General features: G+C 62.0%; 24 protein-coding genes. 17 read left to right on the top strand and 7 right to left on the bottom strand.

Translation table 11 applies throughout. The annotated features are described in order from the left end of the window. Positions 1-995: IPT/TIG domain-containing protein (locus tag AB4Z53_RS28380; RefSeq protein WP_441598865.1), on the bottom strand; the 995-nt coding region annotated here is incomplete at its 3' end. A 415-nt stretch (positions 996-1,410) separates the two neighbouring features. Here AB4Z53_RS28380 and AB4Z53_RS28375 point away from each other — a divergent pair. Then, positions 1,411-2,250, top strand: a complete 840-nt coding sequence (locus tag AB4Z53_RS28375; RefSeq protein ID WP_441598864.1) for a hypothetical protein — start codon at positions 1,411-1,413, stop codon at positions 2,248-2,250. 102 nt (positions 2,251-2,352) lie between these two features. Here the strand turns inward: AB4Z53_RS28375 and AB4Z53_RS28370 are convergent, their stop codons facing one another. Next, complete coding sequence (locus tag AB4Z53_RS28370; protein WP_113540217.1) at positions 2,353-2,850, bottom strand: Lrp/AsnC family transcriptional regulator; 498 nt, start codon at positions 2,848-2,850, stop codon at positions 2,353-2,355. A 126-nt stretch (positions 2,851-2,976) separates the two neighbouring features. On the opposite strand from AB4Z53_RS28370, the gene AB4Z53_RS28365 reads away from it, so the two are divergent. After that, on the top strand, positions 2,977-5,379 hold the full coding sequence (locus tag AB4Z53_RS28365) for a transketolase-like TK C-terminal-containing protein (RefSeq protein WP_441598863.1): 2,403 nt from the start codon (positions 2,977-2,979) through the stop codon (positions 5,377-5,379). Positions 5,380-5,447: 68 nt separating this feature from the next. Here the strand turns inward: AB4Z53_RS28365 and AB4Z53_RS28360 are convergent, their stop codons facing one another. Beyond that, the gene (locus tag AB4Z53_RS28360) at positions 5,448-6,125 is read right to left on the bottom strand and encodes a phosphoribosylanthranilate isomerase (RefSeq protein ID WP_441598862.1); all 678 of its coding nucleotides are present in this window, start codon (positions 6,123-6,125) and stop codon (positions 5,448-5,450) included. Between the two features lie 21 nt (positions 6,126-6,146). Continuing rightward, a complete protein-coding gene (locus AB4Z53_RS28355; protein WP_291158886.1) occupies positions 6,147-7,001 on the bottom strand; it encodes a MurR/RpiR family transcriptional regulator in 855 nt (284 codons plus the stop codon). Positions 7,002-7,146: 145 nt separating this feature from the next. On the opposite strand from AB4Z53_RS28355, the gene AB4Z53_RS28350 reads away from it, so the two are divergent. From AB4Z53_RS28350 to AB4Z53_RS28330, 5 genes are all read left to right on the top strand, one after another. Then, a complete protein-coding gene (locus tag AB4Z53_RS28350) occupies positions 7,147-8,400 on the top strand; it encodes an ABC transporter substrate-binding protein (protein WP_441598861.1) in 1,254 nt (417 codons plus the stop codon). 65 nt (positions 8,401-8,465) lie between these two features. After that, positions 8,466-9,359, top strand: a complete 894-nt coding sequence (locus AB4Z53_RS28345) for a carbohydrate ABC transporter permease (protein ID WP_223737484.1) — start codon at positions 8,466-8,468, stop codon at positions 9,357-9,359. After that, entirely contained in the window at positions 9,356-10,192 is an 837-nt protein-coding gene (locus tag AB4Z53_RS28340) for a carbohydrate ABC transporter permease (RefSeq protein WP_441598860.1), read from the top strand. The genes AB4Z53_RS28345 and AB4Z53_RS28340 overlap by 4 nt, the downstream gene beginning before the upstream one ends. A gap of 20 nt (positions 10,193-10,212) precedes the next feature. Continuing rightward, positions 10,213-11,424, top strand: coding sequence for a trans-sulfuration enzyme family protein (locus AB4Z53_RS28335; RefSeq protein WP_441598859.1), 1,212 nt, complete (start codon positions 10,213-10,215; stop codon positions 11,422-11,424). Between the two features lie 8 nt (positions 11,425-11,432). Then, positions 11,433-12,383: a carbohydrate kinase family protein gene (locus AB4Z53_RS28330; protein WP_441598858.1), complete on the top strand. Its 951-nt coding sequence runs from the start codon at positions 11,433-11,435 to the stop codon at positions 12,381-12,383. A gap of 42 nt (positions 12,384-12,425) precedes the next feature. On the opposite strand, the gene AB4Z53_RS28325 is transcribed toward AB4Z53_RS28330, so the two are convergent. Beyond that, positions 12,426-13,838: a helix-turn-helix domain-containing protein gene (locus AB4Z53_RS28325; protein ID WP_441598867.1), complete on the bottom strand. Its 1,413-nt coding sequence runs from the start codon at positions 13,836-13,838 to the stop codon at positions 12,426-12,428. 116 nt (positions 13,839-13,954) lie between these two features. On the opposite strand from AB4Z53_RS28325, the gene AB4Z53_RS28320 reads away from it, so the two are divergent. The 4 genes from AB4Z53_RS28320 (at position 13,955) to AB4Z53_RS28305 (ending at position 16,717) form a co-directional block, all read left to right on the top strand. Further along, on the top strand, positions 13,955-15,547 hold the full coding sequence (locus AB4Z53_RS28320; RefSeq protein ID WP_441598857.1) for an isocitrate lyase: 1,593 nt from the start codon (positions 13,955-13,957) through the stop codon (positions 15,545-15,547). Positions 15,548-15,619: 72 nt separating this feature from the next. Beyond that, complete coding sequence (locus AB4Z53_RS28315) at positions 15,620-15,796, top strand: hypothetical protein (protein ID WP_441598856.1); 177 nt, start codon at positions 15,620-15,622, stop codon at positions 15,794-15,796. 34 nt (positions 15,797-15,830) lie between these two features. Next, positions 15,831-16,316, top strand: coding sequence for a UPF0262 family protein (locus AB4Z53_RS28310; RefSeq protein WP_441598855.1), 486 nt, complete (start codon positions 15,831-15,833; stop codon positions 16,314-16,316). A 260-nt stretch (positions 16,317-16,576) separates the two neighbouring features. After that, positions 16,577-16,717: a hypothetical protein gene (locus AB4Z53_RS28305; protein WP_441598854.1), complete on the top strand. Its 141-nt coding sequence runs from the start codon at positions 16,577-16,579 to the stop codon at positions 16,715-16,717. An 84-nt stretch (positions 16,718-16,801) separates the two neighbouring features. On the opposite strand, the gene AB4Z53_RS28300 is transcribed toward AB4Z53_RS28305, so the two are convergent. Both AB4Z53_RS28300 and AB4Z53_RS28295 read right to left on the bottom strand, forming a co-directional pair. Next, on the bottom strand, positions 16,802-17,035 hold the full coding sequence (locus tag AB4Z53_RS28300; protein ID WP_441598853.1) for a hypothetical protein: 234 nt from the start codon (positions 17,033-17,035) through the stop codon (positions 16,802-16,804). Positions 17,036-17,224: 189 nt separating this feature from the next. Beyond that, complete coding sequence (locus tag AB4Z53_RS28295) at positions 17,225-18,196, bottom strand: quinone oxidoreductase family protein (RefSeq protein ID WP_113540206.1); 972 nt, start codon at positions 18,194-18,196, stop codon at positions 17,225-17,227. Positions 18,197-18,267: 71 nt separating this feature from the next. Between AB4Z53_RS28295 and AB4Z53_RS28290 the strand changes: the two genes are divergently transcribed. From AB4Z53_RS28290 to AB4Z53_RS28265, 6 genes are all read left to right on the top strand, one after another. Continuing rightward, the gene (locus tag AB4Z53_RS28290; RefSeq protein ID WP_441598852.1) at positions 18,268-19,131 is read left to right on the top strand and encodes a LysR family transcriptional regulator; all 864 of its coding nucleotides are present in this window, start codon (positions 18,268-18,270) and stop codon (positions 19,129-19,131) included. A gap of 231 nt (positions 19,132-19,362) precedes the next feature. Next, the gene (locus AB4Z53_RS28285) at positions 19,363-20,208 is read left to right on the top strand and encodes a hypothetical protein (protein WP_441598851.1); all 846 of its coding nucleotides are present in this window, start codon (positions 19,363-19,365) and stop codon (positions 20,206-20,208) included. Continuing rightward, the gene (locus AB4Z53_RS28280; RefSeq protein WP_441598850.1) at positions 20,205-21,092 is read left to right on the top strand and encodes a HesA/MoeB/ThiF family protein; all 888 of its coding nucleotides are present in this window, start codon (positions 20,205-20,207) and stop codon (positions 21,090-21,092) included. Before AB4Z53_RS28285 ends, AB4Z53_RS28280 begins: the two co-directional genes overlap by 4 nt. Next, the gene (locus AB4Z53_RS28275; protein WP_113540203.1) at positions 21,089-22,288 is read left to right on the top strand and encodes a hypothetical protein; all 1,200 of its coding nucleotides are present in this window, start codon (positions 21,089-21,091) and stop codon (positions 22,286-22,288) included. The genes AB4Z53_RS28280 and AB4Z53_RS28275 overlap by 4 nt, the downstream gene beginning before the upstream one ends. Further along, on the top strand, positions 22,281-23,387 hold the full coding sequence (locus AB4Z53_RS28270; RefSeq protein ID WP_441598849.1) for a GNAT family N-acetyltransferase: 1,107 nt from the start codon (positions 22,281-22,283) through the stop codon (positions 23,385-23,387). The genes AB4Z53_RS28275 and AB4Z53_RS28270 overlap by 8 nt, the downstream gene beginning before the upstream one ends. Continuing rightward, positions 23,384-24,406, top strand: coding sequence for a hypothetical protein (locus AB4Z53_RS28265; RefSeq protein WP_441598848.1), 1,023 nt, complete (start codon positions 23,384-23,386; stop codon positions 24,404-24,406). The genes AB4Z53_RS28270 and AB4Z53_RS28265 overlap by 4 nt, the downstream gene beginning before the upstream one ends. Positions 24,407-24,417 lie beyond the last annotated feature (11 nt).

The raw sequence follows: 24,417 nt of genomic DNA, 5'->3' as shown, positions 1-24,417 counted from the left end.
CACAGGCCCCGGACGGAGATCGGGCTTTGGGTACCGACACCGATTTTTCCATGCGGAGACGATGTTACGACATACTCAGTAATCGCCCCGCCGCCATTGTTGGCCGGTGGTGTGAAATTGACCTGGGCGCCATCCGGATCGAGCGTCGTTACCGCGCCGATCGTCGGTGCACCGGGAGCGCTGACCACGTAATTGAAGCCACCCGGAAACGTTGTCGACCCGATGGCCGTTGCGACCACGATGTCTGCCGGGCCAACCGCTCCTGCGGGCGCGACTGCCGTGATCTGGCTCTCGTTGTCGACCGTGAAGCTCGTCGCGGCAGTACCACCGAATTTGACCGAGGTGGCTTCGGCAAATCCGGTCCCCGTGATGACCACCGAGGTACCGCCCAAAGGCGAGCCGGTTGTGGGACTGACGCTACCGATGGCTGGAAGGGCGTTCGGCAGCGTGACTGAGATCGTGTTGGTCTGGGTAGCTATTGCGGTCTCGCCGCCGTACGGGGTCCCGTTTCTGTCGTAGCTGTAGAGCACGATGCTGTCCGAGGTGGCGGCCTCGTTTCGGATGGAGAGCAGCCTGATTGTGTAGGTGCCCGTGGACGCGTCGAAAGTGAAGCCGTAACGGGCATTTACCGTATCAACCAGGTCGTCCGGCTTGGGGGCGTAAGACGTGCCGTCCACGACTCCGATCGGAGCCTGATTATCCAAACGGGTTCCGTGAAGCCTGTACAGTCCGCCCCAGGTCGGAGGAATGTCGGGGAAGTAGACATCGCAGGCGTTGAAGTTTCTGTCGACCGCCAGTCCAACGCCCGTAAATGAAATGTTCGGCCTGCACGGGGCGGTCATCGCTTCGTCTGCCAGCCCACACATTGCGATCACGCCCACAAGCAGCATCAGCAACGCTCGCGACATGCGGAAGCACCGTCGCAACGGACTCAGGACCATCTTTGGCAACGCGAAAGAAGAAAACACGGGGGCGAGCGGCAGGCTTTTGAGCATTCGATTTTGCCTAAGGGCGTTGTTACAGGGCCAGAAAAAGGGCGCAGAAAACCCTTGCCATCGCGCGCCTTGCGAGACGTGCATGGACCTGGACGGTTCGTTCGGTCAGCCGGTTAAATCAAGCTTCGGCCGCAGCGACGGTCGGCCTCGGCAAGGCGATGGCTCAACCTGCGCGTAGACGACAAAGAATTGATTTCATGATGTTTCCCCAGAAGCTGGTCACTCATAGCGAGAGCGGAAGAACATGATCAACTAAAGAAGCAGGTTGTGGGTGAGTGCACCCAAAATTGAGTCACGCAGGTGACGACACGTCATAGTGATGCGAAACTGGAAGGGTAGTAATGCCGGGGATGCCATAACCTGTGATGCGACAGACACAACGATGCCATTAGGATCGCAAGACGTTCTCAGCCCCATGACGTGGAGTGGTGGCTCGGCATTTTTCGCCGTGCTGCGAGATGCGGCGAAAGAACTGCTCGCGATGCACGATGTCGCGCCAAGGGTGGTGCGCTATGTCGCCAGCATGCAGAAGTGGCGGATCACGCAGGCGATCGTTGCCCTTCATTTCGAGCGGAAGCACGATGAAACGCGCCCGCCTCTGACGGCCGGGGCGCTCATAGAGTTCTTCGCGCCACACCTGCCCTTCAGCAAGAACACCCTCACGGCCCATCTGGCCGAAATGGCGGCCTACGGCTTGCTCATCCCCCAGGAAAGCAAGGACAGGCGCGTCAGGCCATTACAGTTGAGTGCCTACGGCGAAACCATGATCGGCCAATGGCTCGCAAGCCATCTTACGGCGCTTGACCGGCTCGATGGAGGTAATCGCGCGTCCGGGTTCAATAGCGACCAGCGTCTGCTTGCGCGCATCCACCCGCTGGTTGCTCGTTCCCTTGTTTTTGATCCGGCGTGGGCACAGCCGCCGGCGAGTGTTGATCTGTTCGTTCGCACGGAGTCGGGAAGCAACATCCTGCACGAACTCATATGCCGCGTGCCTGCCGATCTTGAAGGATTTGATCGACCGGCCTGCCTTGGACCACTCCCTGCAGGTGACGTCTCGAACCGACATACCCTGTCGCGAGGCCACGTGCAGAGGGTGTTTGCCCGGGCAAAATCGGAAGGGCTTCTCGTCTGGAGCCTTCCCGGCAATCGCGGCGACCTATTCGTCTCCCAAACCCTGCTCAACGACTACATCCGATGGCAGGCTATCAAGTTTCGCGCCATTTCCGGGGCTTGCGGGCAAGCGCAAGAGGCCTGAAGCGCGCGGAGGACACCGCAAAAAGGCCGACGTCCAATAGCCAAACGAATGACATCGCCATCATTTCCGCTCAGATTGCCCATCGTCAAACGGAAGCCGAAATCACGCTCCCTTACCCTTGAGATGCTCGGTCGGCAGCGCCGTCGTGTACTTGATCTGGCTCAGTGCAAAGCTGGACCGGATATTGGCGACACCGGGAATGAGCGTCAGGAAATCGACCACCAGCGCCTGGAATTTGGCAAGATCCTCGACGACGACGCGCAACATGTAATCCGCCTCGCCTGTCATCAGATAACACTCGACGATTTCCGGTTTGGTGCGGATCGCCGCGTTGAAGATGTCGAGGGACTGCCGGTCCTGCTGCTTCAGCGAGACCTGGACGAAGACGTTGACCGCAAGGCCAAGCGAGGGCGCATCAACCAGCGCCACGGTGCCCTTGATGACGCCGCTTTCCTTGAGATCATTGACGCGCCGCCAACAGGGCGAGGCGGAAAGGCCGGTCGCTTCCGCCAGTTCCGAAATGCTCCGTTCGGCGTTCTGCTGAAGGAGATCGAGGATGCGGATGGTGGCGGAATCCAGGGAAGGCTTCGGCTGAGACATGATTGACCTGAGAAATCCACATTTGAGGTCAAATCATTCGCATCTTGCGAAAATTCCGTCAACTTAGGTCAGATTTGCCGAAATCGCCGGGTTAACCTGTCTGATGGAGCATGAGGGAGGATATTCATGACAGAACCGGCTTTGACGCCCGAAATATTGGCGCATCTCAAAAGCCTGGAGCGGCAGGTCCTGTGGCACGCCTGCTGGATGATCCACAACGCCAATCACCTGCGCGAGAAGGGCGAGGTGAAGGTCGGCGGGCATCAGGCCTCCTCGGCTTCGCTCGCCTCGATCCTGACGGCGCTCTATTTTCATGTGCTGCGGCCGGAAGACCGCGTGGCGGTAAAGCCGCATGCCTCGCCGGTCTTCCATGGCATCCAGTATGTCATGGGCAACCAGACCAGGGAGAAGCTGGAGAATTTCCGCGGCTTCGGCGGTGCGCAATCCTATCCGAGCCGCACCAAGGATATCGACGACGTCGATTTTTCCACGGGCTCCGTCGGCCTCGGCGTCGCCATCACCGCCTTCGCCTCGATCATTCAGGACTACATTGCCGCCAAAGACTGGTCGAAGCGCCAGCAAGGCCGGATGATCGCGCTGGTCGGTGATGCGGAACTCGACGAAGGCAATATCTACGAGTGTCTCCAGGAGGGCTGGAAACACGACCTGCGCAACACCTGGTGGGTGATCGACTACAACAGACAGAGCCTCGACGGCGTGGTGCGCGAGGGGTTGTGGCAGCGCATCGAGGGCATATTCACGGCGTTCGGCTGGGATGTGAAGGTGCTGAAATACGGCGCGCTACAGCAGGCCGCCTTCCGCGAGCCCGGCGGCGAAGCGCTGCGCGGCTGGATCGACCGTTGCCCCAACCAGCTCTATTCGGCACTGACCTTCCAGGGCGGTGCGGCCTGGCGCAAGCGGCTGACCGACGAAATCGGTGGTGAACCGGGCGTCGCCGACCTTCTCGCCGCACGCAGCGACGACGCGCTTTCCGACCTCATGAACAATCTCGGCGGCCATTGCCTGGAAACGCTGATCCGTACCTTCGAAAGCATCGACCACGACCGGCCGACCGTCTTCCTCGCCTATACGATCAAGGGTTGGGGCACGCCGCTCGCCGGCCACAAGGACAACCATGCCGGCCTCATGACCAAGGCGCAGATGGAGGCGTTCCAGGCACGCATCGGCGTCAGGCCCGGCACGGAATGGGAGACGTTCAGCGCGATCCCCTCGCCGGCTCCGGTCAAGGATTTCCTGAAGGCCGTGCCGTTCTTCGCCGAGGGTGCCCGGCGCTTCACCTCCCCGGCCGTATCCTCGGCCGGTCCTGTCTTCCTCGACGATCGCGAACTTTCGACCCAGGCCGGCTTCGGCAAGATCCTCGACGCCCTTGCCAAGCGTGATGACGCGCTGTCCGCCCGCATCGTCACCACAGCGCCCGACGTCACCGTCTCGACCAATCTCGGCCCCTGGGTCAACCGCCGCGGCCTGTTCGCCCGTGAAAAGCTCGCCGATACGTTCCGCGACGAGCGAGTCCCTTCAGCGCAGAAATGGGAATTCGGCCCATCCGGCCAGCATATCGAACTCGGCATCGCCGAAATGAACCTCTTCCTGCTGCTCGGCGCCGCGGGCCTTTCGCACTCGCTGTTCGGCGAACGGCTCATCCCCATCGGCACCGTCTACGATCCCTTCGTCGCCCGGGGACTCGATGCGCTGAACTACGCCTGCTATCAGGATGCGCGGTTCATGATCGTCGGCACGCCCTCGGGCGTGACGCTGGCACCGGAGGGTGGCGCGCATCAATCGATCGGCTCGCAGCTCATCGGCATGAGCCAGGATGGTCTTGCAAGCTTCGAGCCCGCTTTCCTCGACGAACTCTCCGTCATCATGGACTGGTCCTTCGACTACATGCAGCGCGACGGCGATGGGACGCATGACACGCGCACCTGGCTGCGTGACCAGACCGGCGGCTCGGTCTATCTGCGCCTGACGACACGGCCGCTGGAGCAAATAGCGCTTAGACGCGAAGATCCCGTCTTCCGGCAGGGCGTCATCGACGGCGCCTACTGGCTGCGCGCGCCATCCGCCCGCACCCGTATCGTGCTCGCCTATCAGGGATGTATCGCGCAGGAAGCGCTGATGGCCGCCGGGCGGCTTGCCGAGCGCCACGGCGACATCGCCGTCCTGGCCGTCACCTCGGCCGACCGGCTGAATGCCGGCTGGACGGCAGCGCAACGGGCTCGCCGCCACGGTAACGGAGCGGCACGAAGCCATGTCGAGGCGCTGCTGGAAACCGTGCCGCAAACGGCAAACCTCATCACCGTCACGGACGGGCATCCGGCAACCCTCGGCTGGTTGGGCGCAGTGGAGGGACATCGCACGATATCGCTCGGCGTGGAGCATTTCGGCCAGACCGGAACGATCGCCGATCTCTATGCCCATTTCGGCATCGATACGCAGGCAATCATGGAGGCCGCGGATTCCTTTGCCCGCAGCGGTGCCGCCTGGCCCATGCGGGCAAACACAGCCTGAGGCTGGACGGAAAGATCCGGTCGGAAGGGCGGCGCGGCGTGCTCGCCCTTCCCAGCTTTCCGCGACGATTAAGCCGCCCTTGCCGCTTTCACGAAGGCGGCGATCTTGTCGATGTCCTTGCGGAAGCCGCCTTCCGGCAGCGGCTTGTTGGTATGGGTCAGCGAATCTACTGCCCAGGGCTGTACGGCGGTGATGGCTGCCGCGACGTTGTCCGGGCCGAGGCCGCCTGCAAGGATCACCGGCAGCTTGCTGCGCTTGACGATTTCGCGGCTTAGCGACCAGTCGTGCGTGACGCCTGCAGCGCCGATGCCACCGATGTGGGCAGCAACCGAATCGAGAATGAAAATGTCCGAATAGGGCTCGAAGGCAGCCGCGTGGTCGAGCGCCTCCGGCCCCGTCATCGGAATGGCCTGCAAGATGCGCAGTTCCGGATAGAGCGGCAAGAGCCTCTCGCGCAGCGCCTTTACCTGCTCAGGCGTCACCAGCGAGATATTACCGCAAAGGTGCAGCACGTCCGGCTGGACCGCGGCAACCATGTCGGCAATGGCGGCGAGGTCACTTTCAACCGACAGAGCAACGCGCTGTGCCTTGCCCTTGAGCGCATCGGCAATCTCGCGGGCCGTCGCAAAGTCGATCTCCCCTGGCAGGCCACGGTTGGACGGGGTCAGGCCGAGATAGTCGACGCCGGCAGCGGCTGCGGCGAGGGCCTCGGAAACGGTCTGCATGGTGTAGATCTGGACTTTCACGGCACTACCTGTGTCTGAGTACTAGATGGATTTTGGAAGGATGGCGTTGACCATCCGTTCTTCGGTGAGTTGCGCCCGTTCGGCATTGCGCGCCACGAGCGCCGAATAAAGCGCATCGATCAGCGCCATCTGCGCAATCTGGGCGGCCATCGGCTCGCTGCCCTGCTCATGCGAGACACTGACGAGCACGACATCGGCAAGACGTGCCAGCGGCGATGCGCTGTTGCCGGTGATACAGAGCGTCGCCGCCCCGCGGGATTTGGCTTCCTGCAGCACGAGGACCGGGTCGCTGGTAATGCCCGAATAGGAAATTGCGACGACGAGATCGTCAGGTCCGGTCAGTGCCGAATGCATGATCTGAAGCTGGGAATCGACCGGCGCATCGCAGCGAAGGCCAAGACGGATGCAGCGCTGGTAGAAGGCTTGCGCGACGATGCCGGACCCGCCGACGCCGCCGACGACGATGTGCCGTGCGCCCGAAATCAGATCGAGCGCCTTGGCAAAAGTCCCTTCGTTCAGCACGCCCTGCGTATCGCTGATCGCCTGCGCCACGGCGCGAAAGAGGCGGTTTGCCGCGTGGAGATCGCTCGCTTCCGGATCGTTCGCCGTCTCGGCGCGGCCACCGCGCGGCTCCTGCGCCAGCGCGAATTTCAGATCCGTAAAGCCTTCGAAACCTGCCGTCCGGCACATGCGCAAGACCGTCGTGTCGCTGACGTCTGTCGCCTGGGCGATGACGGACATGGAGTTGCGGATCGTCGCCTCGACATTTTCGAGAACCCACAAAGCGACGCGGCGCTCCGAGTCCGACAGCTTCGGCAGAACGCTGCGCAACCGGCTGCTGGCCGGGCCTAGGGTAGCGCGCGGGTCGATACTCATGAACGGCTCTCTCGCTGGCAAACGCTTTCGTGAAGGAAGCTAACATGGCGATGTTGTGGTGTCACTATGGACACATGATTTTTGATGTGGCATCACTACATCAACGCAGCGGAAGGTGCTGCAACACGCTTTTTGGGAGGAAACCGTGAAGCTGAAGTCTGTTCTCATTGCAGGCGCATCCCTGGCGCTGACGACGTTCCCGGCAGCAGCCGGCGAGCTTACCTTCTGGCACGCCTATGCCGGACAGCAGGACAAGGTCGATTTCATCAACTTCGCGCTGGACGCCTTCGCAAAGAAGCATCCAGACATCACGCTCGATGTCGTCGCCGCCGAACAGTCGGCCTACAAGACGAAGCTGAACACCGCGATGGCCTCCGGCAATCCGCCGGATGTATTCTACACCTTGCCCGGCGGCTTCCTGAACGCCTTCGTCAAGGGCGGCCAGATGTACGCACTCGACCAGGAACTGGCCAAGGACGGCTGGCGCGAAAGCTTCCTGGAAAGCGCCATCGCGCAGACCAGCAAGGACGGCCATACGTACGCCGTGCCCGTCGACGTCGATTCCGTCGTCTTCTGGTACGACAAGGCGCTGTTTGCCGAAAAGGGCTGGACGGTTCCCAAGACCTATGACGAACTGATGTCGCTGGCCGAGAAGATCAAGGCCGACGGCGTCGTGCCTTTTGCGCTCGGCAACAAGGATTCCTGGCCGGCAACCTTCTGGTTCCAGTACATGGAAATGCGGCTCAAGGGCTCCGGCGTCGTAGCCTCCTTCGTCAATGGCGACGCCAATGCGGCGCTCGGCCCGGAAGGCGAAAAGGCCTTTGAAAAGGTCGCCGAGATCGCCAAGAACGAATATTTCCCGACCGGCTTCAACGGCATGAGCGACCAGGAAGCAAACATGCTCTTCCTCAACGGTCAGGCTGCGATCCTTCTCAACGGCACCTGGCAGATCGGCGCGTCCACCGATGCGCCCGAAGGCTTCGACCTTGGCTACTTCGCCTTCCCGACCGTGGCGGGCGGAGCCGGTGACCAGACCGACGTGCTCGCCGGTGTCGCTGCCTCGTTCGGCATTTCCGAAAAAGCCGAGAACAAGGCTGATGCCGTGACGCTCCTGAAGTTCCTCTCCTCGTCCGAGGTGATGACCAAGTATGTCGAGCTGCGCAAGACGATGGTGACCGTGAAGGGCGCCACGACGGAAGCGGCCGCCGGCCCCGTGCTCTACGGCATCAGCAACGACCTGATGAATGCTGCTGGCCATCTCGATTCCTTCTACGACACGGCGATGCCGCCGGCCGCGACCAATACCTATTACACGGCCCTGCAGGGCGCACTGGATGGGTCCGTGACGCCGGCCGACGCCGCCAAGCGCCTTGAGGGCGCCCTGAAGGACAACAAGTAAGCCTTCCGAAACCGCAGCCGCCGGCCCTCCGGCGGCTGCGCGCATTTCCAGACGCCGGCGGAATCATGAGCACGGACATTGGCCTAGCGAAAAGACACAATCGGGCGACGCTCTTCTTCCTGGCGCCGGCCCTGATCTTCGTCTGCGCTTTCGTCGCCTATCCGGTGGTCTATGCCGGCTGGCTGTCCATGTTCGAATGGGATGGAGCATCCGATCCCGTCTTCGTCGGCGCCGGCAACTTCCTGAAGCTTGCCGCCGACCCCGTGTTCTGGGCGTCGCTCGGCCGCAACCTTCTGGTGGCCCTCTCCGCCATCGTCTTCCAGGTTTTTCTCGCGCTCGCCATCGCCTATTGCCTGGTGCGCATCGTCCCGGCCTTCAGTCGCATCTTCCTGTTCTTCTATCTCGTGCCCGTCATGGTCAGCGAGATCTGCATCGGCCTGCTCTGGCGCTTCATGTACAACCCCTATTTCGGGCTGGTGAACGCGGCGCTGAAGGCCGTCGGCCTCGACAGCTTGAAACGCGGCTGGCTCGGCGAGTCCGAAACCGCCTTCCTCGCCGTCGTCGTGGTGATGAGCTTCACGTATCTCGGCCTCTATGTGCTGCTCTTCACCGCTGCCGTACGCAGCGTACCGGAAAGCGTCTATGAGGCCGCAGAACTCGATGGTGCCGGCGATTTCCGCAAGTTCTTCTCGATAACCGTGCCCATGGTCTGGGACGCGGTGCGCGCCAACTCGCTGCTCGCCATCATCGGCTCGCTGAAGACCTTCTCGCTGGTCTTCGTCCTGACCAATGGCGGCCCCAGCCACGCCAGCGAGGTCGTCTCCACCTATCTCTACAAGATGGGTTTCGGCAGCTTCCAGATGGGCTATGCCGCGACCATCGGCTTCGTGCAGATGGTGCTGACGGCGCTTGCCGCCTGGGTCGTCTTCCGCTTCCTGCGCCGCAAGGGGGACGCATGAGCGCCGTCCGCCGCTGGAACCGCACGAGCACGGTCGTGCTCATCCTGCTCACGCTGCATGTGCTGATGGTGATCTTCCCCTTCCTCTGGATGATCTACAGCACGTTCAAGACCAACAAGGAGTTTATGCGCTCCGTCTGGTCCTTGCCGACAAGCCTCAATTTCGATGCCTACAGTGGCGCCTGGAGTGGCGGCGCGCTCGGTGGCTACGCGGTCAATTCGCTCATCATCATGGGCGGCGCGACCATCATCACCGTGCTCGTCTCGACCCTCGCCGGCTATGCGCTTGCCATCTACCGCCCACGCTGGATGCCTGTGGTGGAACTGTCGCTGACGGCCGCCATGGYCATCCCCGCCTATGTCGCGCTCGTGCCACTGGTGGTGATGCTGCGCACGGCAGGACTGCTCGATACACATCTCGGAGTCATCCTGCCGACCGCCGCCTTCAACGTGCCGGTCTCCATCTTCATCATGCAGGCATTCTTCAACACGCTGCCGCGCGAGCTCTTCGACGCCGGCCGCGTCGACGGCGCCTCCGAATGGATGATCTTCCGCGTCGTCGCCCTGCCGATCGCCCGGCCCGCCATGTTCACGGTCGGCATCGTCAATATGATCTGGGTCTGGAACGACTTCCTGTTTCCCGTCGTCTTCATCAACAATCCCGCCCGCAAGACGCTGCCGGTCGGACTTACCGATTTCGTCGGCGAACATGTCACCAACTATCCGGTCATGCTCGCAGCAATCCTGATGGCCGCCATCGCGCCCCTCATCCTCTTCATCTTCTTCGAACGCCAGATCACGGCCGCGCTTATCGGCGGCGCCGTGAAGGAATGATCTTTCCAGGAGAAATGCCCATGTCCGACACCTCTTCCAAAGCCCTCGAATTTGCCAGCCGCGCCGTTTTCTACGAGCCGGAGGAACATTCCCAGTCGATCAGCTACCCGATCTACATGTCGGCGAACTTTCAGTATGGCGGCGATATCTATGACCAGATCGTCGCCGGCGCACGCAAGGAAGTGAACATCTATTCGCGCTGCGGTAACCCGACCGAGTACAAGCTCGAAGAACATATCGCGCAGCTGACCGGCGGAACCGCCTGCCTTGCCACCGCCTCCGGCATGGCCGCGATCTCCCACGCCCTCTTCGGCATCCTGAAGGCCGGCGATCACATCGTGGCCGACCTCACCACCTATTCCTCGACCCATGAGTTCTTCGACCATCGCGCCCAGGATTTCGGCCTGAAGGTCAGCCTCGTTGACTGCTCGGACGTGCGCGCCGTCGAAAACGCCTTCACGCCCGAGACGAAGGTGCTCTATGTCGAAGCCATCGCCAACCCGACGATGAAGGTTCCACCGCTCCGGAAGCTCGTCGAGATCGCTCACGCGCGCGGCATCGTCGTCATCTGCGACAACACCTTTGCCTCCCCCGCCGTCTGCCGCCCGCATGATTTCGGCGTCGACGTCGTCGTTGAAAGCGCGACGAAATTCATCGGCGGCCACAACGATGCGGTCGGTGGCGTCATTACGCTGAAGTCCGATATCCTGCCGAAGGACTGGCTGGAGGATGTGCGCTGGAATACACTGAACAAGCTCGGCGCGCCGCTGTCGCCCTTCAACGCCTGGCTCCTGCTGCGCGGCGCGCAGACACTGGCGCTGCGCCTTGAGAAGCAGTGCGCCAACGCGCTGGCACTCGCCATGCACCTCGAGGCGCATCCGGCCGTCAAGCGCGTCTTCTACCCCGGCCTGCCGTCCCACCCGAACTATGCCGCCGCGTCGGAACAGCTGATCGGCGGCGGTGCCATGCTGTCCTTCCAGGTGGATGACGAAGCCTGCGGCGTGCGGCTTCTGAAGCGGCTGCAGCTCTGCTCGTTCGCGGCCAGCCTCGGCGGCCTTCGCACCACCACACAGGTGCCCGCCACCATGGCCTTCCTCGATATCCCGAGCCAGGAACGCGAAGCGATGGGCGTCGTCGACGGCCTCGTGCGCTTCTCGGTCGGCATCGAGCATATCAACGACATCATCGCCGACGTCGACCAGGCCATCGCCCTCATGCACGTAGAGCTCTGAGGCGGGACATGGCCGCCATCGTCCTTCTCGGCGATATCAACATCGATCTCGTGCTCGCCATTCCCGCCTATCCCGGCGAGGGTGGCGAGGCGATTGCCACCGGCCAGACGGTGATGATTGGCGGTTCGGCGACGAACACGGCCATCGCGCTTGCCAGAGCCGGCCACGATTGCCGCTTTATCGGCAGGGTCGGTGTCGATTCCTGGGGGCGCGAGGCACTATCCGAGCTTGCTGCCACCGGCATCTCGACGCGCTGGATCGGCCGCGACGAACGGGAGCCGACCCAGATCAACGTCATCACCGTCAGCCCGTCCGGCGAGCGCACAATGTTCGCCTATCGCGGCGCAAACGCATGCCTGTCGGCTGCAGATGTCGATCCGGCAGCCTTTGCAGACGCCGAGCTGTTCCATCTTTCCGGTTATGCTCTGCTCCAGCCGCGCCAGACCGAAGCCGCCCTCGCCGCCATTAACCTCGCCGTCAATGCAGGTATCTGCGTCAGCCTCGACATTCCCGGCGGCGTGGTGGCGGGCATCGCCGCGCAAGTCAGGGCACTGCTTCCCCGGATCGACACGATCGTGCTCGGCAGCGCCGATCTCCCCGACCTTCTGGAACAGCCGCAAGAAACGGACGAGAAAGAACTCATCGGAATGCTGCTGGAGCGCGGCGCCCGCCGCGTGGCGGTGAAGGGATCCGGCGGAACGGCATCCTGCCTCTATCAGGCTGGCAGCACGGACAGCGCGCCATGGTTCCCCGTCGACGTGGTTGACACGATCGGCGCGGGCGACGCCTTCGCCGCCGGCCATATCCATGGCCGCGTCACGGGCCTTTCCGGCCCTGACTGCTGCCGCCTCGCCAATGCCTACGGCGCGCTCACTGTCACACGCAAGGGCGCCGGACAGGCCATGCCCGACCGAGATGAGGTCTTCACCTTTCTGGAGAAAGCAAGGGATCCTGCCTGATCGCTCAAGGCCAGGCAGCTGGACGCTAAATCACAGGTACACCTAGGCATCAGAGAATCCGAACGGCGCCTCGGTCCGACGGTAGTTGTCGGGAAGAAGCTGACGACCGATCGGAGGTTCCGATCGAGACGTGCAACCTGCGCGATGACAGAGTTGGCAGGCGATGCCGATCGGCGTGGGCGCGTCGGCCTGTGGATGATTGCGACTGTAGACCAGGCGATCTGCGTATTGCGCCTCGCAGACGATCGCAATCGCCCGCTCGACGCTCGAGACGCTATAGCTGCCCCCACCGGCATGCACGGTCCGCGCGATCGAGAAGAAGCGCTGGCCGTCCGGCAGTTCCATCCACTGGGTGACGACCCGCCTCGGGGTTACGAAGACCTGATGCACCGTCCACAGGGGACAGCCCCCGCCATGACGGGCGAACGGAAAGGCACCGCTGTTCAGCCGCTTTGAAACGTTGCCAGCGACGTCAACCTTGATGAAAAAGAACGGGATTCGCTCCTGACCAGGCTTTTGAAGCGTGGTGAGGCGGTGTGCGGTCTGTTCGAAACTGACGCTGAATTGCCGGGAAAGGACCTCGACGTCGTAACGCCGGCTTTCGACAGCTTTCGCAAACGCCGCGTAAGGCATGACAATCGCAGCCGCCGAGTAAGCCGCAATCGCCCGATGGGCCAGCCGCACCGCATTCGGGATGTCGAAGTTTCCTTCATCGACGGCCGACTGGATCTCCGGCTCAAGTTCGAGATAGGCAAGCTGCAGCGCGATCTGGAAGTTCAGGCTCGATTGATCGAGTGCCTCGCTGAGCAAGAGTTCCTTCCGGTGCCAGTCCAGGCGCCGGAGCGATCCTACCATGACCTCCACAGGCAAACGGCGGACCTTGAGATTGTGTCGGGCTTCGAGGTAAGCGCTCAGCCCACCCTTCTCGGTAATTCTGGCGGAGAGTTTTTCGGAGGCAGCATCCAGCACCGGAAAAAAGTTTCGCCGCGCGGACAAGAAGCTGCGTACCGCCGTTATCGGATCTCCGGGGCCCGCGCCCTCTCCGTTCGACGAATATTGGCGTTTGTCGGCGAGCGCGAACTGCCCCTCCTTGTAGGCAGTATGAAGCCTCAGCATCGCTTCGGCGAATGCCGGAAAGCTGTGGGCGACATCGGCAATCTCCAACGACCCGAAGTCGACGTCGCTGAGAATCGGGTCCCTCACAACGCCCTGCAGGCGTGTAACCAGATCAGGACCGGCGTCGTTGGCAAAATCGGAGAAATCGATCTTGTAGGCTTTGGCGAGACGCAGGAGCGTTTCCGCAGTCACGGGGCGCTGATTTCCCTCCATCAGCGCGATGTACGATGGCGAGATATCGAGATCTCCGGCCATCTCTGCCTGCGTCAATCCCAGATCGCGTCGGAGCCTGCGAAGTCGCGGCCCGAGATACACACCGTGCTTTTCCATGACGGACATTACAACATTACAAGGAACTTTTGTAAAGTTTGACAACGTGACACCGAAACCCCTCGCGTCGCACCAAATCATGCCTATGGTTTCTGCAACGCAGCATGACGACCTTCGGAGGAACAATGTCGTACCAAAGCCTTGTGGAAGAAGCAGAAAAGCTCATCGCATCGAACGAGAAGTGGACCGGCGTCACTGCCGAAGCGGTGGCTCGGATGCGCCTCCAAAATCGTTTTCAGACCGGGCTGGACATCGCCAAATATACCGCAGCGATCATGCGCAAGGACATGGCCGCCTACGACCAGGATCCGGCGAAATACACCCAGTCGCTGGGCTGCTGGCACGGTTTCATCGGTCAGCAGAAGGTCATTTCGATCAAGAAGCACTTCGGAAACACGGACCGCCGTTACCTCTACCTGTCGGGCTGGATGGTCGCCGCCCTCAGGTCCGAATTTGGGCCGCTGCCCGACCAGTCCATGCACGAAAAGACCAGCGTTTCTGACTTGATCGAAGAGCTTTACACCTTCCTGCGTCAGGCCGACGCGCGTGAACTGGGCATGCTGTTTCGCGACATCGACAAGGCTCGCGCCGCTGGCGACACCGTTCGCGAACGTCAGCTGCAAAACTCGGTCGACACCTACCAGACACATGTCGTGCCGATCATCGCCGATATCGACGCTGGATTTGGCAATGCCGAGGCAACCTACCTGCTTGCGAAGAAGATGATCGAAGCCGGCGCTTGCGCGTTGCAAATCGAAAACCAGGTCTCTGACGAAAAGCAATGCGGTCACCAGGATGGCAAGGTGACGGTTCCCCACGAGGATTTCGTGGCCAAGATCCGGGCTCTCCGATACGCGTTTCTCGAACTTGGCGTCGACGACGGGATCATCGTCGCCCGCACCGATTCACTCGGCGCCGGCCTGACCAAGCAGATCGCTTTCTCGGCTAGGGACGGTGACATCGGCGACCAGTACAACGCTTTCCTGGACTGCGACGAAGTCGTGCCCGGCCAGGCGCTTAACGGCGACGTACTGATCACCCGCGCGGGCAAGGTATTGAAGCCCAAGCGGCTTCGCTCGAACCTCTTCCAGTTCCGCGAAGGCACGGGCGCCGAACGCTGTGTTCTCGATTGCATCAATGCGCTGCAAAATGGCGCCGACCTCCTGTGGATCGAGACCGAGAAGCCGCATATCGAGCAGATCGCCGGCATGGTCGACCGGGTGCGCGAGGTCATTCCGAACGCGAAGCTCGTCTACAACAACTCGCCGTCGTTCAACTGGACGCTCAACTTCCGCCAGCAGGTATTCGACGCCTGGAAGGAACAGGGCAAGGATCTGAGCGCGTACGACCGCAGCAAGCTTATGAGCGCCGAGTTTGACGCGACCGAGCTTGGGGCCGAGGCCGACGAGCGCATCCGGACGTTCCAACACGATGCGGCGCAGCGCGCAGGCATTTTCCATCACCTGATCACCCTGCCGACCTATCACACCGCAGCGCTTTCCACCGATAACCTCGCCAAGGATTACTTCGGCGATCAGGGCATGCTTGGGTACGTCGCAGGTGTCCAACGGAAGGAAATTCGCCAGGGTATCGCCTGCGTGAAGCACCAGAACATGTCCGGATCCGATATCGGCGATGATCACAAGGAGTACTTCTCGGGCGAAGCGGCTCTCAAGGCGGCCGGCGAGCACAACACGATGAACCAGTTCGCGGCTTGATCGCCACCACGGAGGCATCAGTGGCGGAGGAGGCGCGGGCCGCCTCCTCCGTCTCGAGAAGGAACGACGATGATGGAAACAATCGAAACCTTGGCCATTCCTGAGCCACAGCGTTCTCGCGCCGTGTTCTCGAACGAGGACTTCGAACTCATCCGGGTTGCCGTCAATTACTACCTGCAGGAGATCAAGGAGAGCCCTGAGGGTCTGAAATACTCGAACCTCTACCATCGCCTTCGGCGTATCGAATGATGTTGCCGACGGCAGGGAGCCCCAGGGACTGTCGATGACCACTGGACGTAACCACCTGTGCGCCGTTCGAATTGACCTTGCGGAAGCCCGCCTCGATGCGGTTCTTGAACGCGAACAATCGGTTGCGATTGCGGATTTGCTGGAAGGCAACCTGTTTGAGCTGATCGGCCGTGAGCGCGGTCCGTACAAATTGCGACTGTCCACCCGCGACGCGAAGCTGTCCTTTCAGATCACGACGCGAGACGACTTCCCGATCGTTTCACATATCCTGTCGCTGACGCCCTTCAGACGGGTCATGAAGGACTACGCGATGATCTGCGAGGCACACCTGCACGCGGCGGTGGCCCCGGACCCGCATCGCCTGGAGGCGATCGACATGGGCCGCAGAGCCATCCATAACGAAGGGTCGGATCTCCTGAGGGAGCGGCTTTCCGCCTGGATCCGAACGGACCACGATACCGCACGTCGACTGTTCACGCTGATGGCCGTTTCCCTCTATGCGCCGCAACTGTTGAGATGACAGCTCGAGCACACGACGTGCCGGCGGGGAACGCGGACATTTGACGACCTCACCACCGTGACGGCGCTCCCGCTTCGCTCAATCCTAAGACCCGTGGATGCGAGCGGACACCACGGGTTGCCTGGGGAACCGTTCGTGGCGTGTCGCATTGGCGCCCGCCTCACCACCCAGTCACACTCGATCAAGCTCCACTGCGCATGGTAGGTATCGATTCTCGACAGCCCCTGTCGTGGATGTTCAACTGGAAAGAGGTCGAGTAAATGCGTGCGACAATCTTGTTGGTATTGGTTCTGGGCCTCGCCGCGTGTTCCCAAACCGGCGGCGGCGGTGGCGGCGGTTACGGCGGGAGCTACGAAGGCGGAGACGGTGACTACTATCAGGGGGCTGTCGCGCCAAAGTAGGCGCCTGCCCACGGCGGAAGGCGTCGACGTCCGACGCCCATAGGAACTGGCCCGCAGAGGCTGCGCGCCGGTTCACCGCCCCGGTCAGGCCTCGGCTCCTGCCGCCATCGTCAGCTTCCTCCGCCGATAGTATTCCGCCGGCAAAATACAGGCAAAGGTGAAGACAATGAGGAGGGAAGCGATGGCAGTCAGCGCTGGCGTCAACTCATATTTGAGATTCGCCCAGATCATCATCGGCAGGGTTTCCTTGCCACCCATGATGAAGAGCGCAACGATCACCGAGGAGATGATGGCTGGCCCGATCGAAGGCAAGGTCACCAGCCAGAAGCCCTGAAAGGGGGCTGGCCCGAGAATTCTGACGGCACGTTCCAGCCCTTAGCCGTTCCGCCGCAGGGCCGAGGAGACGATGATGATCACGAGCGGAGGGGGAGACTGCAGCCGGAAAGCGCCCGGCCGCAAAGATCGGCCAAGTCGACGCTGTCGCCTCTCCAGCAAGACGCGAGGCCGCTACGGTATCAATGCGATGCTTCCCGCGCTGCGCCCTGACTCCATTTCACGATGAGCGCGTGCGACGTCAGCCAGCGCGTGTTCGGCAGCGACATTGGCGACAATGCCCTGCTCCATGGCGCGGAGCGCCGCCGTCGCGGCTTCGCGATAACGCTCGATGTCGGCAGAGAACGCCATGATGCTCGGGTGGGACAATGTCTTGCCCGGACGAAGTTCATCCACTGACACGGGCGGAATGGGACCTGCCGCCTGTCCGATCGTGGCCACCGTCCCGAACGGGCGAGCCGCTCGGATGCTCTTCACCAGCATGTCTCCGCCGATGCCGTCATAGACGACGTCGGCGCCCCTGCCGTCGGTGATCCGTTTCACCTCGCCGACGAGATCGGCATCGCGACCGACGATCAGATGATCCGCACCGTAGGAGGCGGCAAGCGCGGCCTTTTCGTCGGTGCTCACGGCGCCGATGACGATCGCGCCGAGATCCTTGGCCATTCGAACAAGCACGCTTCCCAAGCCGCCGGCCGCCGCATGCACCAGAACAACCGAGCCGGCCCGGACCTCGTAGGACTTCCGCAGTAGCATATAAGCCGTCATACCCTTCAGCATCGAGGTTGCCGCCGTCTTCATCGCAATCGTTTCGGGTAGCAGCACACCCCTGTCGACCGAGATCACCCTGGTGGAGCAATAGGCACCGGCCGGCGGTCCCGCATAGACGATACGGTCGCCCTCGCGGAACGCCGTAACGCCCGCGCCCAACGCTTCTACGACGCCGGCGGCCTCAACACCGAGGACGGCGGGATAGGCCGGCAGCGGGTAGATGCCCTTTCGATGATAGATGTCGAGAAAGTTGGTGCCGATCGCTTCATGCCGGACCCGAATCTCTCCGGCGGCCGGGCGCGCCGGCTCCTGGGTACGCACCTCGAACCGCTCCACGCCCCCAGGGCTTGTCAACACAACCACATGATCAACCACTTTGGATTCCTCCTTGTTTCCAGAAGGTTTGCCTCATGGCGCATTGGTTGAAAATTCCCTATGTTGTCCCAATGGATGATAGAAAATTCACACACATGGATTGGGACGACCTGCGTCACTTCATGGCGCTCTCTCAGGCCGGCACGCTCCTCGGCGCGGCGCGGTTTCTGGGTGTCGAACATGCAACGATCAGCAGGCGGGTCTCGGCCCTTGAAAGGAAACTCGGAAGAAAGCTGATCGACAGGCGCGGGCGGCGCATCATCCTGACAGCCGACGGCGAGCGCGTCGCCGACCTTGCCGCACCGATCGTCGCTCATGCTCTGGCAATCGAGCAGTTCAGTCGCAACAGTTCGACCGAGCTTCAGGGCAACGTGAGGATCAGTGCGCCGCCTGCCCTCTCCAGTGCTCTGCTCGTGAAGCCATTGCTGGACCTGCGGAAACAGCATCCCGGCATCGAGGTGACCCTTGTCGGCGAGAAGCGCTTCGCCTCGCTCAATCGGCGAGAGGCAGATATTGCCGTGCGCCTGTCGCGTCCAGAAGATGGCGACTACTCGATCGTCAGGATCGGCTCGATTGCATTCGATCTCTATGCGGCTCCGTCCTACATCGCATCCACGCCATGCAAGGACTGGACCTTCATCGGATATGACGAGGCCATGTCGAGTGCGCCCCAACAGATTCGGCTTGTCGAGCTCGCCGCGGGACGGCGGATCGCAATCAGGTCATCCGTACTGGAGTTTCAGGCCGCAGCCGCTTGCCAGGGCGGCGGCGTTGTCATGCTTCCGGATTTCGCCGTCCATGGATCGAGCGGCCTCACGCGGGTGAGTGACAGCCCTGCGCTGACGCGCGACATCTGGCTGGTGGCCCACCGGGAAGTCAGGGAAGTTCCCGCCATACGCGCGACGGTGGAGGCTATCAAGAATGCGCTCCACTAAGTCAGCGTCAATTTTTCCAGGTGATGGATACCATCCGAAAATTAAACCAAATGTTTGCCCCTTCCGCAAGGATACGACCCAAACTTGCAGAAAACTCCACTCCAGAATTGAAGCTGCGGACGAGGGACATTGTACAATCTGATATCGGTCGTTCTGAAGAAGCGCCTCGATCTTTCATTCAAGACATCGCCAGACTTCCGCGCAAGGATCGTGGAGGCTCCCGGGCTATGGATGAACGAGCGCGAAGTCGCCAGGCTGCGGCAGGATCTGCGAAAAGTCGCGCAACGATCAGTTCCCGATGGGGAGCTCGACTACGGTGTCTTCTCCGAACATGAGGACGCCCTCGCCCGGACGATCGTCACGCTCGTCTATCGGGTCTCCGACGGCGAACCGGTTGCCTTCAACGCGCTGCCTGTCCTCCAGGTATCCCTCTCCGGCAAACCGGTCGAGGTTCTCCACCTGGGGCTCGTGATGATCGACCCCGCGGTTCGCAGCCAGGGGCTCTCCTGGATTCTCTACGGCCTCACCTGCTTCCTTCTGTTCCTGCGCAACCAGCTTCGCCCGCTCTGGATCTCGAATGTAACCCAGGTTCCGGCGGTTGCCGGCATGGTGGCCGAGACCTTCAGCAGCGTCTTTCCGGCGCCAACGCGCGGCGCACGCCGATCATTGCGCCAGCAACTGATCGCTACGGCGATCATGGATTCCCACCGCCATGTCTTCGGTGTCGGCACCGATGCCGGTTTCGATGCCGATCGCTTTGTCATCACCAACGCCTATACCGGCGGCTCCGATAATCTGAAGAAGACCTTCGACGCCGCGCCAAAGCACCGCAAGGCGGAATACAACGACTTCTGCGCCGCCGAACTCGACTACGAGCGCGGCGACGACCTCCTGCAAATTGGGCAGCTCGACCTCACCGCGGCGCAGCGGTACCTCATGCAAAGCGTTCCGCGCAACGCGCTCGGACGCCTTGCCGTTGCCAGTCTCGTTATCCTGGTGCAGCGGCTGGTCCTTCCGGTGTTGCATTGGACCGATAGCCGCCGGCAGTGGGGCATTTTGAGGCCTTCGAACCGATGAGCAGCGTCTTCTCCTACGAGACCTTCACCACCCGCAACATCGGCTTCGTAACCGAGGCGGAACAGCAGCGTCTAAGCCAGGCGACGGTTTTTGTCTGTGGAACCGGCGGCATGGGTGGCGCCTGTATCCAGGCGTTGGCGCGGGCCGGCATTGGTCGCCTCGTTCTCGCCGATATCGATCACTTCGAACTCTCGAACCTCAACCGGCAGGTCTTCTGCTTCGCCGACACCATCGGCACGCCGAAGGCGGAGGCGACCCGCGACCTCTGTTTGAAGATCAATCCCGGCTTGGGCGTCACCGTCTACGGGCCGGAATGGACCGACCATGCCGATGCGATCATTGCCGAAGCGGATGTCGTCATCAACGGAACGGACGATCTCGGCGCCAGCCTGCTGCTCTATCGCATCTGCCGAGGTCGCGGCCGGACGGTGATCGATGCCTACGCATCGCCGCTACCCTCCGTCTACGTGACGCGCCCGCAAGATCCGATGCCCGAGGAGCGGCTCGGCTATCCGACCGCCGGAACCGCCTGGAACGCGCTCACGACCGACCAACGGGCGGAAGCGTTCCTGCGTGAAGCGGAATACGTGATGGTCAATTCGTCGTCGCGTTACCATGTCGACCTGTCGCTCGCCGGCGAAGTGATTGCCGGCACCCGCAGTCGCATGTCGTTCGCACCGATGGTCATCTCCACCGGCACATTGATGGCCTACGAGGCGATCCACACGGTGCTCGGCCGTCCACAGTCCGCCGATTGCCGCGGCTGGTTCTTCAACCCGCATGCCGGCCGCGTGGAGCGTCCGCGCAGTGCGCTCGTTGCGGCGCTGCTGCGTCCACTGGTAAGGCGCTATCTGATGCGCCTTGCGGCTCCGGCAGCACCATGAACACGTCGCTGATTGCTGATAGTTTCGTTTCGCTGGCAGCGCTTGGCGGTCTGCTCGTGCTGATCGGCGTCATACGCAGTTTCGACGCGGCGAGCCCCCTGAACCGGCGGTTCCTCTTCGGCCTGCAGGTGCTGGCGGCGTTGATGGTGAGCCGGGTGCTCGCCTGGTGGACAGATCTTTTCATCTTCAAGGCTGCGACCATCATAACGGCGGGGCTCGTTCCGCTCTCGACCGTGCTTCTTGCCGAAGGCCTGTTGCGCCGCCATGCGCCAAGGACGACGAAGTGGATCGCTGCCGGTGGCGCGGCCACCTTCGTCGTCCTCGCATTCCTGCCGGTATCGCTCGCCGAACCCTGGCGGGTGGCGCTTTTGTTCCTCTATCAATTGGCCACCTTCGCGCTTGCCGGACACATGACGGTGACGCGCGATCGGACGAGCCTGTCGAAAGCAGAAAACCAGGCAATCGACCGCATTGCTCTCTCGCTGCTTCTGATCCTGCCACTTCTGGTCACCGATTTCCGTTCGGTCTACATCGACCAGCCGGTGCGGCTCGGCGGCGTCGCGATCCTGTTCCTGTGCTGGCTGCTGATCAGCCTTGGCCAACGTGCCGTCGGACATCGCGACACCGTCGTTTCCTTCGTCATCCTGCTGACAATCGCCCTGCTCGCAGCCCTTGTCATCGGCCTCGAAAACGGGCTCGGGCCAGCCGCGCTGGTGCGTGCGGCAAGCGTTATTCTGAGTGCCGCCTTGCTTGGCGTGATCTGGAAGGACAGCATAAGCCTTCGCACCGAGCAACGGCGGCAGAGCCTGATCAGGCATCTGGCCGAAGACCGCATCGACGACACGCTCGGCTTCCTCACGGAATTGCAGAACCACCCGTTGGTGGATGGTGCGCTTCTGCTTGGCGAGGATGAGCTTTCCGACCTCGACTTGCCGGTGATCAAAGCGCTCTTTGCGGCCCGGCCATTGCTACGCGTTGCCGAAACGGGAAGCCTTTCTCAAGAGGATGCGGAGCAACTCGCCTGGCTGCTCGAAAAATACGAGGCAACCCACGTCATGTTGGTGTCGAGCCGACCATTCCGGCTGATTGCCCTTAACATGCCCTCGGTCTCAGCCACTCCGGGTGCAGAAACCGAATTGAAGGTCGTCCAGCGCATGGCGATGCTGATTTCCGAAAGAAACGCGCTGCATGATTGAGATCCGCACCGGCAATATCAACGCCTTCTTTGCCACACCCTTTCAGATCTATGGTGCGCGGACACCCTATGTCTCGCCGATGCTGAGCGACCTCAAGCGCTTCCTTTCTGCCGAGAAGAATCCGCTGTTTGAGACGGCAGCAGACTTTGCCTATTTCACGGCCCATCAGGATGGTGCCGTGTGCGGGCGCATCACGGCGCATGTGCATCGCGCATCGAACGCACGGTTCGGCCTTGATCGGGCCTATTTCGGCTACTTCGACTGCGTCGACGACGAGCATGTTGCAGCCGCTCTGCTAGCGCAGGCCGAGGACTGGGCTCGGGCAAGGGGCTTTCAGGAAATCCTCGGAAACTTCAACCTGACCGCCATGCAGCAAATCGGCGTCATGACCGATGGCTTCGAGAACGCGCCCTATACGGATCAGATCTGGGGGCCGCCGTATCTGCCCCGTCTGCTGGAGCGCCGGGGATATTCCCCAAGCTTCCCGATGACCACATTCGAGATCGATGTCCGTACAGTCGCGATCGACGGATTGCTCGCCAGTGCGCAGATGCGCGCTCTTTTCGACGATGGTTTCCGCTTTTCGCCGATCCGCCGCGCGACGCTCGACCGGAGGCTGGAAGATTCCCGGCTGATCCTCAACGAAAGCTTCGCCGACAATCCGATGTTCGTTCCCGTCAGCCGGGCGGAATTCGAGTTCCAGGCCAAGGAGATGAAGTGGATTATGGACCCACGGATCTCGGCGGTAGCTGAAAAGGACGACATGCCTGCCGGCGCCGTGATCGCGATACCCGACGTCAACCCGATGCTGAGGGCAATGGGTTCGCGACTGGGCTTCAGCGCACCGTGGCATCTGATCAAACACCGCCTCCAGCGGCGACGTGCGGTTATCATATTCCAGGGTGTTAAACCCGAGCATCAGGGCCGCGGTCTCAATCCGCTGCTACTCGCCCACGTCCTCGGCGAAATGCGCCGTGCCGGCTACGAGACTGCCGGCGGCACCTGGATCGCGGATGTCAACGCGGCAAGCCTGAGGCAGGCGGAAAAAGCTGGTGCAAGGCCCCTGCACCGTCTGCATCTCTTCGGAAAATCGCTATGAACCGCATCGACAACGCCGCGCTCGCCGATCTGGCGGCAGAGGCCAACCTCGCCCCTTCCGTCCACAACACCCAGCCGGCGCGTTGGGCGCTCGACGATGAAGGCCGCATCCTGCTTGCCGCCGACCTCTCCCGTCACCTCGGCGTCGGCGACCCGACCAGTCGCGACATGGGGCTTTCCTGCGGAGCGGCGCTCGAAGGCATGGTGATGGCACTCGCCGCGCGCAGGATCGGTGCGGTGATCGATGATCTCTGGACGGACAATCTACTCGAATGGAGACCCGGGTACCGCCTAGCGGCACGGCTAAGGCTTACCGGCGAGGACGCAGCGCCACCGGAGCTTTCCGAGTGGACCACCAGACGCTTCACATGGCGGGCGCGTTTCTCGCCAGCCTCGCCCGAGCAGATCGAGAGGCTCGAGCACTGGGCTACCCAGGCGGCCGATGTGAGGCTTGCGTACGGCCACGAGGACCTTGCCTTCATTGCGTCGCTGAACGACCGCGCAAGCCTCACAATCATGCGTGAACGCGCGTTCCGCGATGAACTCGCAAGGTGGATGCGGCTGTCATCCCGGCATCCGGCCTATTCCACTGACGGCCTCAACCTCACCGCATTGCAGATGGGGCGGCTGGAAGGGGCATTGGCGGGACATGTCCTCGCATCGCCGCTTTTCGACATTGCCGACCGCCTGGGGCTTGGCAAAGCCCTCGTCGCGGAATCGGCAAAGACCATGACGGCGACGGCCTGCATCCTATTCCACAGACCGGAGGGCGAAAGCCCGATCGTCTCGGGACAAGCCTTCTACCGTTTCTGGCTGGGCTTTACGCGATTTGGCCTTGCTGGGTGGCCGATGGCGGTGTTGGCCGATCTGCCCTTGGCCGCTGAGGCGTTGCATCAGCGCTTCCCACTGCCGCCAGGCCACCGGCTGATCAACGTGCTACGCGTCGGGCCGGCGCCGACGACCGTTCCCAAATACCGGCTTCCGGCATGTGATCTCCTGCTGAGCGGAGAGCCGGCCTGAGGCCGGCTCTC

The sequence above is a fragment of the Ensifer sp. 2TAB8 genome (assembly GCF_052115125.1).
Classification (GTDB): Bacteria; Pseudomonadota; Alphaproteobacteria; order Rhizobiales; family Rhizobiaceae; genus Ensifer.
Note: the sequence above shows the minus strand (reverse complement) of the source record. Positions and strands in the feature narration are given on the sequence as shown.

Excerpts from the sequence above, each read along its gene's own strand:
- AB4Z53_RS28330 (WP_441598858.1), top strand. The coding sequence starts at position 11,433 with ATGGCCGCCATCGTCCTTCTCGGCGATATCAACATCGATCTCGTGCTC.
- AB4Z53_RS28320 (WP_441598857.1), top strand. The coding sequence starts at position 13,955 with ATGTCGTACCAAAGCCTTGTGGAAGAAGCAGAAAAGCTCATCGCATCG.
- AB4Z53_RS28305 (WP_441598854.1), top strand. The coding sequence starts at position 16,577 with ATGCGTGCGACAATCTTGTTGGTATTGGTTCTGGGCCTCGCCGCGTGT.
- AB4Z53_RS28285 (WP_441598851.1), top strand. The coding sequence starts at position 19,363 with ATGAACGAGCGCGAAGTCGCCAGGCTGCGGCAGGATCTGCGAAAAGTC.
- AB4Z53_RS28335 (WP_441598859.1), top strand. The coding sequence starts at position 10,213 with ATGTCCGACACCTCTTCCAAAGCCCTCGAATTTGCCAGCCGCGCCGTT.
- AB4Z53_RS28315 (WP_441598856.1), top strand. The coding sequence starts at position 15,620 with ATGGAAACAATCGAAACCTTGGCCATTCCTGAGCCACAGCGTTCTCGC.
- AB4Z53_RS28270 (WP_441598849.1), top strand. The coding sequence starts at position 22,281 with ATGATTGAGATCCGCACCGGCAATATCAACGCCTTCTTTGCCACACCC.
- AB4Z53_RS28375 (WP_441598864.1), top strand. The coding sequence starts at position 1,411 with ATGACGTGGAGTGGTGGCTCGGCATTTTTCGCCGTGCTGCGAGATGCG.
- AB4Z53_RS28275 (WP_113540203.1), top strand. The coding sequence starts at position 21,089 with ATGAACACGTCGCTGATTGCTGATAGTTTCGTTTCGCTGGCAGCGCTT.
- AB4Z53_RS28265 (WP_441598848.1), top strand. The coding sequence starts at position 23,384 with ATGAACCGCATCGACAACGCCGCGCTCGCCGATCTGGCGGCAGAGGCC.
- AB4Z53_RS28310 (WP_441598855.1), top strand. The coding sequence starts at position 15,831 with ATGACCACTGGACGTAACCACCTGTGCGCCGTTCGAATTGACCTTGCG.
- AB4Z53_RS28280 (WP_441598850.1), top strand. The coding sequence starts at position 20,205 with ATGAGCAGCGTCTTCTCCTACGAGACCTTCACCACCCGCAACATCGGC.
- AB4Z53_RS28365 (WP_441598863.1), top strand. The coding sequence starts at position 2,977 with ATGACAGAACCGGCTTTGACGCCCGAAATATTGGCGCATCTCAAAAGC.
- AB4Z53_RS28325 (WP_441598867.1), bottom strand. The coding sequence starts at position 13,838 with ATGTCCGTCATGGAAAAGCACGGTGTGTATCTCGGGCCGCGACTTCGC.
- AB4Z53_RS28355 (WP_291158886.1), bottom strand. The coding sequence starts at position 7,001 with ATGAGTATCGACCCGCGCGCTACCCTAGGCCCGGCCAGCAGCCGGTTG.
- AB4Z53_RS28345 (WP_223737484.1), top strand. The coding sequence starts at position 8,466 with ATGAGCACGGACATTGGCCTAGCGAAAAGACACAATCGGGCGACGCTC.
- AB4Z53_RS28370 (WP_113540217.1), bottom strand. The coding sequence starts at position 2,850 with ATGTCTCAGCCGAAGCCTTCCCTGGATTCCGCCACCATCCGCATCCTC.
- AB4Z53_RS28290 (WP_441598852.1), top strand. The coding sequence starts at position 18,268 with ATGGATGATAGAAAATTCACACACATGGATTGGGACGACCTGCGTCAC.